This is a genomic window from Mucilaginibacter sp. (genome assembly GCF_039207105.1).
Classification (GTDB): domain Bacteria; phylum Bacteroidota; class Bacteroidia; order Sphingobacteriales; family Sphingobacteriaceae; genus Mucilaginibacter.
Window position 1 is genome coordinate 1 of the sequence record NZ_JBCECK010000140.1, and the last position, 13,091, is coordinate 13,091.

Genomic DNA, 13,091 nt, shown 5'->3' on the forward strand with positions numbered 1-13,091 from the left:
CAGCTTTACATTTAAAAATAACAGCAGAAAGGTAAGCAGTTTCCAATCTATCTTATCCTTAACTTTATTTGTGTAAAAAGCGGTGACTCTGGCTAACATTCTCCGGGTTTCTATACAGTCATTACGACCTAAAAACCGGATTGGTTGCCTGAATAAATTGGCAATTATTATTATTTCATGAACTTAAAATTCTGCGGAGATTTTTATGATCGCCTGTTTTTATTTGCAGGGTTAGCAACAGGCCGGTGAAGAAAAATATACAGGACATCAAAATGGCAAGCCAGGGGTTTTGAAAAAGTGCCTTGGCCAAAAAATAACTTCCGAGAGCGCAAAAAATACATATTGGCAGAGTAAAAAATGAACTGGTTAATTCACTGATCTTATTCTTCGTGATAAACAAAATGGTCTGTACAAGGCAGGATAGTAAAAATGCTACGGCTGCTCCTTCATTTTTAAATATGGGGATAAGTATCAGATCGCCAATAATGTTGACGCCAAAAGTAACCATGAATATCTGAAGGATCATCTTTAACCTGTTTTGAACAAAAAAAATAGTCCAGAAAAGGTTCATAATATAAAGAAACGGTAAGCACAAGGATAATATAAATATAGTATGCGTATTTATGGTTCCGTATTTATTTCCTGTGAGCATATCTATAATGGGGTTCCAGCACATATTTAACATTAATATGGTGAAGGAGGCAATGATCATTTCTATCCTTATAATCAGTTTTAAGTTATCCCTGTTATAATTATCGGTTTTTAAAAGCTTAGTGAATTTAGGGATTAAAAGTGGCCCAATAGCCATTAACGGAAGCGTTGAAATTTCAAATACTTTATAAGCGAAGCTATATTCGGCAAGCTTTACGGCCGAAACCATAAAACCGATAAAAAGCCAGTCAAACCTGGCCAGGGCTGAGGTAATAAGGACGACACCAATTTGAGGAATAGATTGCCTTATCAATGATATATATTCTCTTTTATCCCATATCGGCTTTATAGGTATACCAATATATTTATTAAACAGGTATATGGAAACTGTTAGCTCCAGCATATCACCTGCGATAAATACCCACATGATATTATCAATGCTGATCACATGCAAAAAACTCAGTATAAATAAGGCTGAACCTCTGACTACGTTAGATACAATAAGCATGCAGGCCAGCAGCCTGAACTTTTCCATCCCTCCAGATACTTGCTTAAGCGGGGTCGAGAAAAAGATCATCAGTTTACCTAAGCCAATAAATAATATTAACCGGTAAAAGATCTCATTATTAACGAAAAATGCTTTGCTGAGCAGTACGATGCCATAAAACAAAAGGCCGGCAAAAATTACATGGAACAAGTAAATTGATAATACAGAACCGGCATCATCGCCATTGGCCACTTTTTTAACCACTGTTTGATCTATTCCAAAAGAAAGGATATTAAATGCGGTAAAAGCAACTGTTAAAGCGAGGTTAATAAGCCCGAAGCTTCCTTTATCAAGATTTACAGACAGTACATAAAACATGAGAACCCCAAACAATTGGTTAATCACTAATTGCAGGGTATTAGCCGAAAGATTTTGTATCAGCTTTTTTTTCATGAATAGGGCCAGGCTTTATTCGGCATGAGTATCTGCCTTGAGTTCATACTTCAGTACAGGTATTTCATGCGTATAGCTTTCTATATTAGGCGTATGCTGAGCTTTATTAAGATAGTGATATTTTAACCAGGTATTTTTTAATGCCATTTTAGCAATGTTTAAGCCTTCTTTTCCATCTAAAAAACCCAGTAAAAACACATAAGTTTTTATAAAGTGAAATACAGGGGCAATGTACAATTTTATGAAGCTGGCTTTTTTACCACTCTGCAAATATTTTAAAGCACTAAGCTGTGCATAATGAGTTATTTTAGCTTCGTGCTCCTGAACGTTTTTAACTGAGTAGTGATGCAGATGACCCTTCAATTTTTTTACACAGATGTTTTGCGGAAGTATCAGGGCTTCGTGTACCGGGGTTTCTGACCATTTAACATGTTTACGATTAAATAACCTGATATGATGGTCGCGGCCCCAGATGCCAAAATTTATTGGTTTATCTCCGTAATATGCTTTAAAGGGAATATCATAAACGGTGTTACTGTCATCAAGTTTTAAATCGGCTATTGATGATAGTAAGGCAGAATCTGGTATTTCATCGGCATCAATGCTCAGTATCCAGTTGTACCGTGCAAGTGCTATGCCTTTATTTTTATTAGCGCCATAACCATCCCAGTTTTTTTGATACACGCGGCAACCATTCGCCTGGGTAATATCTAACGTTTGGTCAGTGCTGCCGTTATCAACTACAATAATATCATCAGTGATCTGCTTTAGCATCGTAATGCTACGGCTAATCATTTCGGCTTCGTTTTTAGTAATGATAACAACAGAAACAGGTACCATATGAATTAATTTTTGTCGTTAAGGCCAAAACCAACATTCAGTAACGGCCTTTCATTCGTGTATCTATATATTATATCGTTACTTTATTGGAAAGGGTTGCCAGCAGATAAAAAGTTTTGCCTTTTTATTTAATTATTTAATAGAGTAGTGCTGATAATCAGAATGGGAATTTTAAATTAAGGCTTATTAAAAAAGGCTCAAACATTACTTAAAATGTTTGAGCCTTTTTTGTAGATGTTTTCCAATCTAAACAGACAACCTGTTTTATGAGTTTTGAGCCATTATTTAGGTCTTGTTCCCGGGGTAATATTCCAGGTGATGCCAAGAGCTACACCAGTTGATCTCAGGTCAACACGACCGGTTCCAATACCCGTAAGCGGTAATTTCATATAAGGTTGCACCACGGTACTGAATTTTGAATTTATTCTGCGTTCATACGTAGCATTAAGGTTTAACACACCAAGTATATGCTGGTTGCGGTTATTGATCTGTATATCATATGAAGGTGTACCACTGCCATCGGCAAAATCAAAGTGATAGTTTTCACGCAACATGATGTATGATGATAAGCCGGTACCTAATGCAAAGGCATCTCTCCCTTTTGAATAAAAACGGTAGTTTAGGTTGACCGGTATATCTAAAACCTTACAATTAGCCGATACGTAGCTTGGCAAGCTTGAAGCTGGCCTGCCTTGCCAGCTTACAGAATTGTACTGGCTGGCGGTAGCCTGATATGGCTTAATGGCATAAGAAGCTCCGGTTGATATACTGAATTTTTTAGATAACTGTATACCTAACTGGAAACCGAGATTGGTACCTACCTGGTTATTGCTGAAAGAATTAACAGCATTAAGATCAGGTGCCGCCAATATACTTAATGTAAGCCGCGGACCACCACGCTTTAATATCGGTTTAATAGAAGGCTTATCTTTCTTAACTTGTTGCAACGGGTCTGCCGGGTTGCTTGTAGTAGCTGTGGTATCCGGTTGTTGATTTGCAGCTATATTGTTTTGTGATTGACTGGCAGCCGGTGAAATGTTTGTTGGTTCAACTACTTTATTATCCTGACTAACCACCGCATTATTACCGTTGTTAGCACTATCCTTAGTAGTTTTAGCTATTAATGATGGCTTAATGTTTTGATTTACAGTACCCGGTAAATAATGGCCATTCCGGTCGGCTGGTAAAGATGGGGTTTCCTTTTTGCTTTGCTGACCATGCACGCTACTTCCCCCTAAACTTTCACTGCCAGCTTTAAGCTCCGGAACAGAATCTTTGAGCGGCCGACCGGAATGGTCATTATCTCCCTGAGTAGGTATCTTATTAGTCTCGGTTTTATTTTTACCGTATAACTTATCTTGTGATTTATCTTCTGTGTTGTTTTTTGTGAAGAAAAATATTCCAATAGCAAGTAATAAAATGGCAGCTATACCTGATGCATAATAAATTCTCCTCATGATGACCGCTTTTTTACTGGGTTTATTATCCAGCAAGCGTTCCATAGCAGCCCAATCCTCCTCACGAAAAGCAATATGATCTTCAGAGCCGGATAAACCGTCTTTGAATAGCTGATCTAATTTATTTTCGTTCTTTTCCTTCATCTCAATATTAATTCAATCAAATATGATATTCCAATGCTAATAGCACCTATACTTACAATTTTATGCCTGGCGTCTTCAGAAGAGCTATCCGGTAACCGGCCTGAATTAAGCACCATTGCTTTTAGTTTTTCTCTCGCTTTAAACAGGTTTGATTTTGATGTACCCGTGCTGATACCCAGCTGGGCAGCAATTTCATCATGCGAGAACCCTTCAATAGCAAATAAGTTAAATACAGTACGGTAGGCGTTGGGCAATTGCTGTATCATACCTAACAGATCATCATAATTCAATTTCTGATCAGGTAATTCATTATGCCCTATGTCTTCGGCCGCGTCCAGATCGTCATTAAGCGATAATTTCAGATTACTTCTGTAATAATCTACAGAGGTATTCATCATAATACGGCCCACCCATGCAATAAACGGACGATCTGTATCGTACTTGTGTAAATTCGTGAACACTTTTAAAAATCCCTGGTTCATGATCTCAGCAGCCTCATACCTATTACCAGCGTAGCGCAAACATATACTCATAGCAAAGCCATAAAATGCTTTATACAGCATTTTTTGATCTTTTCTGTTTTGTTGCAAACAGCCTGCAATAAGTTTTTGTAGTTCCGCTTCTCCCATATAAGGGGTATAATGGGTTAAATGTTACTTTTATTTATAGCTATCACGTTACACAATAATAAAAGGTTGCCTGCGTTGCTTGATTTTTTTTAATATTTAAAAAGCTTCGGAATTATTACAGCAAAAGTAACAATTGATTAATACAATTTGAGTGTAAAATAGTATTAAGTAAATAAGTAATTTTTAAAGCTTAATAGTATTGAAGTAAGCTACTTACCCAAAGAATAAATAAGCCACAAATATGGCGGCTACTACACCTGCCAGATCGGCCATTAAGCCGGCAGGTATGGCATAACGAGATTTTTTAATACCTACCGAACCAAAGTAAAGAGCTACAATATAAAAAGTAGTATCGGCCGAACCATTAAATATACAAGCCAGGCGCCCCGCAAATTTATCAACCCCAAAAGTTTGCATGGTGGTTATCATCATGGCTTTTGACCCAGAGCCGCTTAAAGGTTTAAGATAGGCTACCGGCATGGCATCAACAAAGCGCGAATCTAAATTTAATCGTACACAAATCCAGCGTAAGCCTTCATTCATATAGTCAAGCGCGCCGCAGCTTCTGAATACACTTATACCAACAAGCATGGCCACCAGGTACGGAATTATTTTTACTGAAGTCTCAAAACCGCTTTTAGCACCTTCAACAAACACCTCAAATACATTAACCTTTTTTAGTAATCCACCTAAAATGAATATCACCGGGATGCTAAAAAGCATGAGGTTGCTTACAACCGACGAAACGGTGCCAATTTGCTGTTTTGTTAAGTGGGTGGTAAAATACCATACTACTAATGCTATAAAAGATGTGACTCCACCAAGCCAGGCAATAACAACCTTATCAAACAGGTTTATTTTTTGTTTAATGGCTACCGCTATAAGGCCTACTACGGTAGCTACGTATGTAGCAATAATACAGGGTATAAAAACGTCGGCCGGATCCGCAGCACCCAGTATGGCCCTTTGCGCTATAATGGTTACGGGTAGTAACTGTAAGCCGGATGTATGCAATACCAGGAACATGATCTGCGCATTTGAAGCGCTATCCTTATCCTTATTTAATTCCTGCAGACTCCCCATAGCTTTTAACCCCAGAGGAGTAGCAGCATTATCAAGCCCGAGTAAATTGGCCGAGAAATTCATCATCATTTGCCCTGTGGCAGGATGGTCTTTAGGTACTTCCGGAAATAAACGGCTAAAGAAAGGGCCAACTATGCGCGATAAAAAATTGATGGCGCCGGCTTTTTCGCCAATATTTAAAATACCCAGCCAAAATGCCATAGAGCCTACCAAAGGTAGAGCTATGTCCATAACCGATGATTTTGATGAGCTGAAAATGCCTTCAACTAATAGCTTAAAAGCCTCTGCATCTCCAAAAAAAACGAGTTTTATAAGGGATACTATAAAGGCAATTACAAAAAAGGCTATCCAGATATAATTAAGGGCCATCAGTTATGTTTAAGGCGCTGAAGTTAATGGTTTTGGAATTTAATATGAAATAACAATCTTTAAATACTATTTAAGCAACTTTATCATGGACACCTTTATATTACAACTTAATGAAATTATTAATGAATTTCAGGCCAAAAGATTGCAGGCTATTGATTGGGATATAAAACCATTACCTGGCAAATGGTCAAATAAGGAAATTGTTGGTCATTTGATAGACAGCGCCATGATTAACTTGCAACGTTTTATCAGATGTACCTATGAAGAAAACTTCAGATTAACATATGAGCAGGAGACTTGGGTAACTGTGCAAAATTATCAGGAAAGTGATATTGGCGACATAATTGATCTTTGGACTCTGATTAACAAACAGATAATTAAAGTTTTGACAAACTATCCATTAAACAGATTAGAAGCCCGTTGTGATAATAGTAAAATTGAACCCAATCTGCAATCGGTAACGTGGTTAGTGAATGATTATTTAGGGCATTTAAAGCATCATATAAATCAGATTAAACAATGACCATAGGATATTCAGGAACTTCACTGGCAAAGAAACTCGGAATTAAAACCGGATTAAGGATCAAGTTGATTAATGCGCCCGATTATTATTTTCAGTTATTTACAGACCTGCCATCAGAATTATATTTTGAGGATCATGGAGCAGAAATAGATCTGGTACACTTTTTTACAGCAAAAAAAGATGAACTGTTGTCTATGTTGCCTTTACTCAAAAATCAAATAAAGTCTAATGGTATGATATGGGTTTCATGGCCAAAAAAAGCATCAAAGGCGCATTCGGATGTTACTGAGGATGTTATCAGGGATCTGGCTCTTAAAATAGGCCTGGTGGATGTGAAAGTTTGTGATGTTGATGAAATATGGTCGGGTTTAAAGCTTGTTATTCCGGTAAAAGACAGGTAATAATTTAGGTAATATCATTTTTACTAAAAACTACACAAAGCATACATTGGTATTTTACTAAGCGCGTACAAATCCATAACTTAGCAATATAATATATCTAATATGCCAAATAAAATAGAATTAAAACGTGTACATGGTGATTTCGGGTTTGAAGCAGAAGACGCCTATGGTCATATTGTAAAAATGGATAGCAGCCCTGAAAGCGGAGGTGATAATTTTGGTGTACGCCCCATGCAAATGCTTTTAATGGGCTTAGCCGGATGTTCGGCCATTGACGTGATCAGTATTTTGAAAAAACAGCGCCAGGAAGTGATTGATTATAAAATGATAGTTAGCGGTGAACGTGAAGCCGGTAAAGAACCATCTTTATGGCATGACGTTGATATCGAATTTCATTTATACGGCGATATTGATGAAGATAAAGCTGCCCGCGCGGTAGAACTCTCATTAAATAAATATTGCTCGGTTGCTGCCACATTAGGTAAAGCTGGTGCTGATATAAAATCAAAAGTTTTTGTACACCCAGCCCAATAAACAGGCTTAACAATTAAATTTTCAGTGAGCAACGAAATTCCAATTCAAACGGTGCATCTTTTTCCTGTATTGGATCAGATGCTTATTGATTTGCTCAAGTCATTATCACCAGACGATTGGGGTAAGCCCACATTAGCCCAATTATGGAACGTAAAAGATATTGCCGCCCATCTTTTAGACGGTAATGTGCGCGCTTTATCATCCAAGCATCAATTTGCTAACGAAGGTCTGCCCGATATAAATTCTTATCAGGACCTGGTTAATTACCTCAATGAATTGAATGCCACCTGGGTAAAATCTATGAAAAGGGTGAGTCCTCAAATGCTCACCCAATTGTTACAGGTAACAGGTAAGCAGTATAGCGAATATATTGCTTCGTTAAATATGTTTGAAACTGCTCGGTTTTCCGTAGCCTGGGCAGGAGAGGAGCAATCGTTAAACTGGTTTCATGTAGCCCGCGAATACACTGAAAAATGGCATCACCAGCAGCAAATAAGGGAGGCTGTAAATAAACAGGGAATAATGCATCGCGAGTTGTTTTATCCGTGTATAGCTACTTTTATGTGCGCTCTGCCCCATACTTATCGTAACGTAGTTGCTCAGGAAGATACGCTGATTGAAATTGTAATTTCTGGGGATGGTGGCGGAAATTGGTATCTTCAGAAAGATGGTAATAAGTGGGTTCTAAAAGCTGATAAAAATAAGCAGTCAGATTGTGAGATAACAATAAACCCTGATATAGCCTGGAAACTATTTACAAAAGGCATTTCACCTGAATTTGCTATGAATAACTCCAAAATAACTGGTAATATTAAATTAGGAGAACCTATATTTAATATGGTTTCCGTTATGGCTTAGGTTTATATAGTATTATAATAATTAATAATAATATCTACGCTTCGGTTTAATTCTGATTATTCAATTTGAATAAAAGTTTATTTACCTTCAAATTTCATCTAAATTTCATTTTCTAATAGAGTCTACTATAGATATAGATTTATTTATAGTTAATCATGCATTTGTTGAAATAATAGCATATTATATATTTTAATACAAACTGTACTGTTTTTAACTCATTAACCATTTGGTACGAAAAGTTAGTATTAAATAATAATCATTGGTCTATCACAGATCTTGTATCTCTTAAATGAGGCTCTTTAAATGATGGGGTATCAGTTAATTAGGCTTGATTTTTTAGGGTTATTTCAATTTTAATTGATGATATTCTAACACAGAGATAAATTTTTCAATAGTTCTGATGGCATTAATGTTGCCATTGAGGGGTATGGTTTACTGAACAGTAAACCTATACTTAAAACAGAACGATATGAAATCAAATTTTAAAAAAGCCACACTACTACTATCAGGACTTGTGATAGGTGGTAAACTATTCGCTCAAACCCCTGATTCTACAGCTACCGGTACTGATTATGTAAAACCCTTTTCAGGCGGCAGCCAGCTGCGTACCTGGTCTGTAGGTGTTCACGGAGGCATGTTAACTCCTTATACTATATTTGGAACAAACGGCAAACAGGATTTTAAAAACCCTACTGAACAATTGGGCTATGGAGCTTACATTAAAAATCAAATATTACCATCATTAGGTATACAGGCTGATTTCTTGAGGGGAAAAGTAAAATCAAATAATAGCCAGCCCGATATAAATGGCAACCCGGTTTATACGCAGTACACTACAAACATTAATTGGTCGGCGGCATTAAGTGCTAATATTACGTTGGCCAATATTAACTGGCGCCATGATAAACCATTTATTCAGCCTTATTTAACGGTAGGTGCCGGTACTATGAACTATACGCCTAAAATCACTACTCCGGATGGGCAGGAAGTAAATTTTAAAGCAGGTGAAAAGGCTTCTATCAATGAGGTATTTATTCCGGTTGGCCTTGGCTTGAAATTCGATCTTGCACCGGGAGTGAACCTTGATCTGGGTTACTCGGTTAACTTTGTACAATCAGACAATTTTGACGGATATAATTACGGTACAACAAACGATAGGTTTTCTTATGCTCACATTGGTTTAGAATTTGCCTTAGGCAGCCGCAAAAAGCCGCAAATGGCAACGCATAACCCGGTATCATCTATGCGTAAAGAATATATGTGGGAAAATCAACGAACAAAAACTTTATTGCAACAAGAAATCGATGCTGAAAAAGCCAGAAACGAACAATTAAGAAATGATCTGAATACTACTAATGCAAACCTTGCTAAATTAACAACAGACAGCGACGGTGATGGCGTTGTTGATGTAAACGATAAGTGTCCTAACACACCTTCAGGAACTAAGGTGGATGGTTCTGGTTGCCCGCTTGCTAAGCCGGTTATATATGTAACTGAGGAAGACAAGAAAGTTGTTAAAGACGCGATCAAGAACCTGGAGTTTGATTTAGGTAAATCAACCATCCGTGATCACTCGTTACCAAGTTTAGATAGGGTCGCTGAATTATTGATTAAGAAAAACTTCAGCCTTAAACTGGCAGGTCACACAGATAATACAGGCTCAAAAGATTTAAACATGAGATTATCAAAAGATCGTGCGGAATCAATCAAATCTTACCTGGTAAGCAAAGGTGCTAACGCATCAAGAATTGAAGCTACAGGTTATGGTCAAAATCAACCAATTGCCACTAACAAAACCGCTGCTGGCCGTCAGGCAAACCGCAGGGTTGAGTTTACCTTATATTAATAGTAAGATTTCCCCAAAGGAAAGTCTGTATAAATCAAAAGCCGCTCATATTTTATGAGCGGCTTTTCTTATTACACAAGCATAGAATATTTTATTCGCCTTCAAAAAAGTCAATCAGGCCACCCATATAGGTACTGTTCCAGCCTTCAACCATATCATCAAAATCAGCATCAGGTATGTTAGTATGTCTTAATTCAACAGATGTGCCTTTTTTATCCGGATGGAGTTTAATGGTTACAATAGAATTATCAGACTGGCCGTCAAAATACCATTGCTGTACTATTTTTTTATTGAGTTCAAACTCCAGGTTTTTGCCGGTAATGCTGCCTTCCCACATTGAAAATTCAGATCCCGGCTCCGTAGACATCTCTGCCACTTCGCCCGTCCATAATTGTATGGTAACAGGGTTGGTTATCGCCATATAGATTTCCTCTGGCGTGGCCGGTATATAGTAATATTTTTTAAAATCTTTCACCAGCGCAATTTAGCAGAATTAATTGTAGCTTTTAAATTAAACATTCACAGGGCCTAAAGGTAATACAACCCGGCCGTACACTTCATTTAATACATTGGCTATGCCAGCGTATATCGCTGATGCTCCGCATATTATACCTTCATATCCGGCCAAATGTTTGATGCTGCTATTGCCGGTGGCGTCACCAGCTACTAACAAGAAGAATAAAATGGTTAATGAGGCAAAAACAAATTGCAGCGCGCGGTTAAGCTTTAAGGTTCCAAAAAATAACAGCAAGGTAAATATGCCCCAAATACCTAAATAAGCGCACATTGCCCCTTCAGAGGGTGCGGCACCCCAACCCAATTTGGGCATAATAAGTAAACCCGCTAATGAAAGCCAGAAAAAACCATAGGAAGTAAAGGCGGTTAGGCCGAAGGTATTGTTCTTTTTAGCTTCAATAATGCCGGCTATAACCTGGGCCAATCCACCATAAAATATACCCATAGCCAATATCATGGTGTTTAATTCAAAAAAGCCGGCGTTGTGAATATTTAATAATACAGTGGTCATGCCAAAGGCGCAAAGGCCAAGAGGGGCAGGGTTGGCGGTGCCATCCTTTGCAGGTACAGGTGTTGTTGGGATCATGGTAGGTATAAGTTTGTAATTGGTTTATAAAAGCAATCTAATTGATTTATAAATATTAACCAAATTTTCAGAACCCAACCACTATTTTTATGTTAAGTAAATACCTATGCAAAAAATAGTATTGATACGCCACGGCGAAAGTATTTGGAACCTGGAAAATCGCTTTACCGGATGGGAAGATGTAGATCTGTCGGAAAACGGATATTTACAAGCTAAAAAGGCTGGCCAGATATTAAATAAGAATGGCTATAATTTTGATGTCGGATTTACTTCTTATTTAAAAAGATCTATTAAAACTCTCCATTTAGTGTTGGAGGAACTTGATCATTTATGGATACCGGTTGAAAAATCATGGCGTTTGAATGAACGTTTTTATGGCGACTTACAGGGTATGAATAAAGATGATGCCATTGCCAAATATGGAGCCGAGCAGGTACAGAAATGGCGCCGTGATCCTAACGAACATCCACCTGCTATAACTAAAACGGACCCGCGTTATCCCGGTCATGATCTCCGTTACCAACATCTGACGGATCGTGAACTGCCACTTACCGAAAACCTGAGCGAGACAATGGATAGGGTACTGCCGTTCTGGAACGAAAGGATAGTTAAAGCTATGCGTCGCAATCAAAAAGTAATAGTAGTAGCGCATGGCAATAGCCTACGTTCGTTAATAAAGTATATTGATTGCCTGAGTGATGAAGAGGTAACTAAATTGGAAATACCTACGGCCACACCCTGGGTATACGAGCTTGATCATGGGCTTAATCGCATCAGGCATTATTACCTGGATTAGTAATAATAAAAAAGGCTCCTGAAAGGAGCCTTTTTAACAACAAAATATTTATAAAACTTCGGCTGCTTGCTTTGATGCCGATGCCAGGCTGACCCCCGTTAGCTGGTCGGCAAAAGCAATGAATGCCCTACTTTCAGATATACGGTGTTGGTTATCGATCAGATTTTGTAAGTTTATTTTTCCGATAACAAATTTATAGTTACCAGAATAATAGCGTTCGTGAATGTGCTCAAAACCTAATTCTTCAACTAAGGTTTCGTCGTCATAACGCAGGTAAATATTTAACTCAATGTTATTAGTGAAGTTAAGATCTGTTTTTTCCTTAGCTTTTTTATACTCGTACTGATAGTTGTAACGCAGGGCCGCTATATCAGATAATACCGCAGATCCGGTAGGGTGGCCTCCGGCTCCCTTACCAAAAAAGAATTGCTGATCAGCAAAAGCAGCTTGTACCGTTACGCCATTGTACTCATACTCTACATTATATAGAAACTCTGTTTCGTTTACAAATTTGGGTAGTACAAATAAAGCTACATTTCGTTCGTCCAGCTCTTTAGCTACCGGAACCAATTTTATTTTAAGATTTTTTTCGCGGGCGTATTGCAGATCTTGTGCGCCAAGGTTTTGTATTCCGAGGTTAAATACTTCCTCCGGTTTCACAATTACGCCATAAGCGTGCGCGGCGGCAATTACCAACTTGTATTTGGCATCAAAACCACCAACGTCGCTGGTAGGGTCGGTTTCGGCAAAGCCAAGGTCCTGGGCTTGTTTAAGTGCGCTATCATAATCAAGGCCTTCAATAAAGCCTTTAGATAGAATGTAGTTTGATGAACCGTTAAAAATACCGCTTATCGAATGCAACAATTCGTTATCATAATACTCTTCCAGGTTACGGATAATAGGGATACTGCCACAAAC

The 13,091-nt window shown here is 38.0% G+C and carries 14 protein-coding genes; 6 read left to right on the forward strand and 8 right to left on the reverse strand.

Annotated elements, in window-relative coordinates:
- Positions 1 to 175 precede the first annotated feature (175 nt).
- The 5 genes from AAGC65_RS20620 to AAGC65_RS20640 all read right to left on the reverse strand — a co-directional run bounded on the left by AAGC65_RS20620 (position 176) and on the right by AAGC65_RS20640 (position 6,113).
- Complete coding sequence (locus AAGC65_RS20620; RefSeq protein ID WP_343114349.1) at positions 176 to 1,591, reverse strand: oligosaccharide flippase family protein; 1,416 nt, start codon at positions 1,589 to 1,591, stop codon at positions 176 to 178.
- Positions 1,592 to 1,606: 15 nt separating this feature from the next.
- Positions 1,607 to 2,431, reverse strand: a complete 825-nt coding sequence (locus AAGC65_RS20625) for a glycosyltransferase family 2 protein (protein WP_343114350.1) — start codon at positions 2,429 to 2,431, stop codon at positions 1,607 to 1,609.
- 281 nt (positions 2,432 to 2,712) lie between these two features.
- The gene (locus AAGC65_RS20630; RefSeq protein WP_343114351.1) at positions 2,713 to 4,032 is read right to left on the reverse strand and encodes a hypothetical protein; all 1,320 of its coding nucleotides are present in this window, start codon (positions 4,030 to 4,032) and stop codon (positions 2,713 to 2,715) included.
- A complete protein-coding gene (locus AAGC65_RS20635; protein ID WP_343114352.1) occupies positions 4,029 to 4,661 on the reverse strand; it encodes a sigma-70 family RNA polymerase sigma factor in 633 nt (210 codons plus the stop codon). Before AAGC65_RS20635 ends, AAGC65_RS20630 begins: the two co-directional genes overlap by 4 nt.
- A gap of 213 nt (positions 4,662 to 4,874) precedes the next feature.
- Entirely contained in the window at positions 4,875 to 6,113 is a 1,239-nt protein-coding gene (locus AAGC65_RS20640; RefSeq protein ID WP_343114353.1) for a nucleoside recognition domain-containing protein, read from the reverse strand.
- A gap of 85 nt (positions 6,114 to 6,198) precedes the next feature.
- On the opposite strand from AAGC65_RS20640, the gene AAGC65_RS20645 reads away from it, so the two are divergent.
- The 5 genes from AAGC65_RS20645 to AAGC65_RS20665 all read left to right on the forward strand — a co-directional run bounded on the left by AAGC65_RS20645 (position 6,199) and on the right by AAGC65_RS20665 (position 10,275).
- Positions 6,199 to 6,636: a DinB family protein gene (locus AAGC65_RS20645; RefSeq protein ID WP_343114354.1), complete on the forward strand. Its 438-nt coding sequence runs from the start codon at positions 6,199 to 6,201 to the stop codon at positions 6,634 to 6,636.
- Positions 6,633 to 7,037 (forward strand): DUF3052 family protein, encoded by a 405-nt coding sequence (locus tag AAGC65_RS20650; protein ID WP_343114355.1) that lies wholly within the window; start codon positions 6,633 to 6,635, stop codon positions 7,035 to 7,037. Before AAGC65_RS20645 ends, AAGC65_RS20650 begins: the two co-directional genes overlap by 4 nt.
- 102 nt (positions 7,038 to 7,139) lie before the next feature.
- Positions 7,140 to 7,571, forward strand: a complete 432-nt coding sequence (locus AAGC65_RS20655; RefSeq protein ID WP_343114356.1) for an OsmC family protein — start codon at positions 7,140 to 7,142, stop codon at positions 7,569 to 7,571.
- Between the two features lie 24 nt (positions 7,572 to 7,595).
- On the forward strand, positions 7,596 to 8,429 hold the full coding sequence (locus AAGC65_RS20660; protein ID WP_343114357.1) for a maleylpyruvate isomerase N-terminal domain-containing protein: 834 nt from the start codon (positions 7,596 to 7,598) through the stop codon (positions 8,427 to 8,429).
- Positions 8,430 to 8,898: 469 nt separating this feature from the next.
- The gene (locus AAGC65_RS20665) at positions 8,899 to 10,275 is read left to right on the forward strand and encodes an OmpA family protein (RefSeq protein WP_343114358.1); all 1,377 of its coding nucleotides are present in this window, start codon (positions 8,899 to 8,901) and stop codon (positions 10,273 to 10,275) included.
- Between the two features lie 91 nt (positions 10,276 to 10,366).
- Here the strand turns inward: AAGC65_RS20665 and AAGC65_RS20670 are convergent, their stop codons facing one another.
- Together AAGC65_RS20670 and AAGC65_RS20675 are read right to left on the reverse strand one after the other, a co-directional pair.
- Positions 10,367 to 10,750, reverse strand: a complete 384-nt coding sequence (locus AAGC65_RS20670) for an SRPBCC domain-containing protein (RefSeq protein ID WP_343114359.1) — start codon at positions 10,748 to 10,750, stop codon at positions 10,367 to 10,369.
- A gap of 36 nt (positions 10,751 to 10,786) precedes the next feature.
- Positions 10,787 to 11,377 (reverse strand): acetate uptake transporter, encoded by a 591-nt coding sequence (locus AAGC65_RS20675; RefSeq protein ID WP_343114360.1) that lies wholly within the window; start codon positions 11,375 to 11,377, stop codon positions 10,787 to 10,789.
- A 106-nt stretch (positions 11,378 to 11,483) separates the two neighbouring features.
- Between AAGC65_RS20675 and gpmA the strand changes: the two genes are divergently transcribed.
- Positions 11,484 to 12,173: a 2,3-diphosphoglycerate-dependent phosphoglycerate mutase gene (gene gpmA, locus AAGC65_RS20680; protein ID WP_343114361.1), complete on the forward strand. Its 690-nt coding sequence runs from the start codon at positions 11,484 to 11,486 to the stop codon at positions 12,171 to 12,173.
- Positions 12,174 to 12,221: 48 nt separating this feature from the next.
- Here the strand turns inward: gpmA and AAGC65_RS20685 are convergent.
- Positions 12,222 to 13,091 (reverse strand): homoserine dehydrogenase (locus AAGC65_RS20685; protein ID WP_343114362.1); only part of this gene is annotated, 870 nt, incomplete at its 5' end.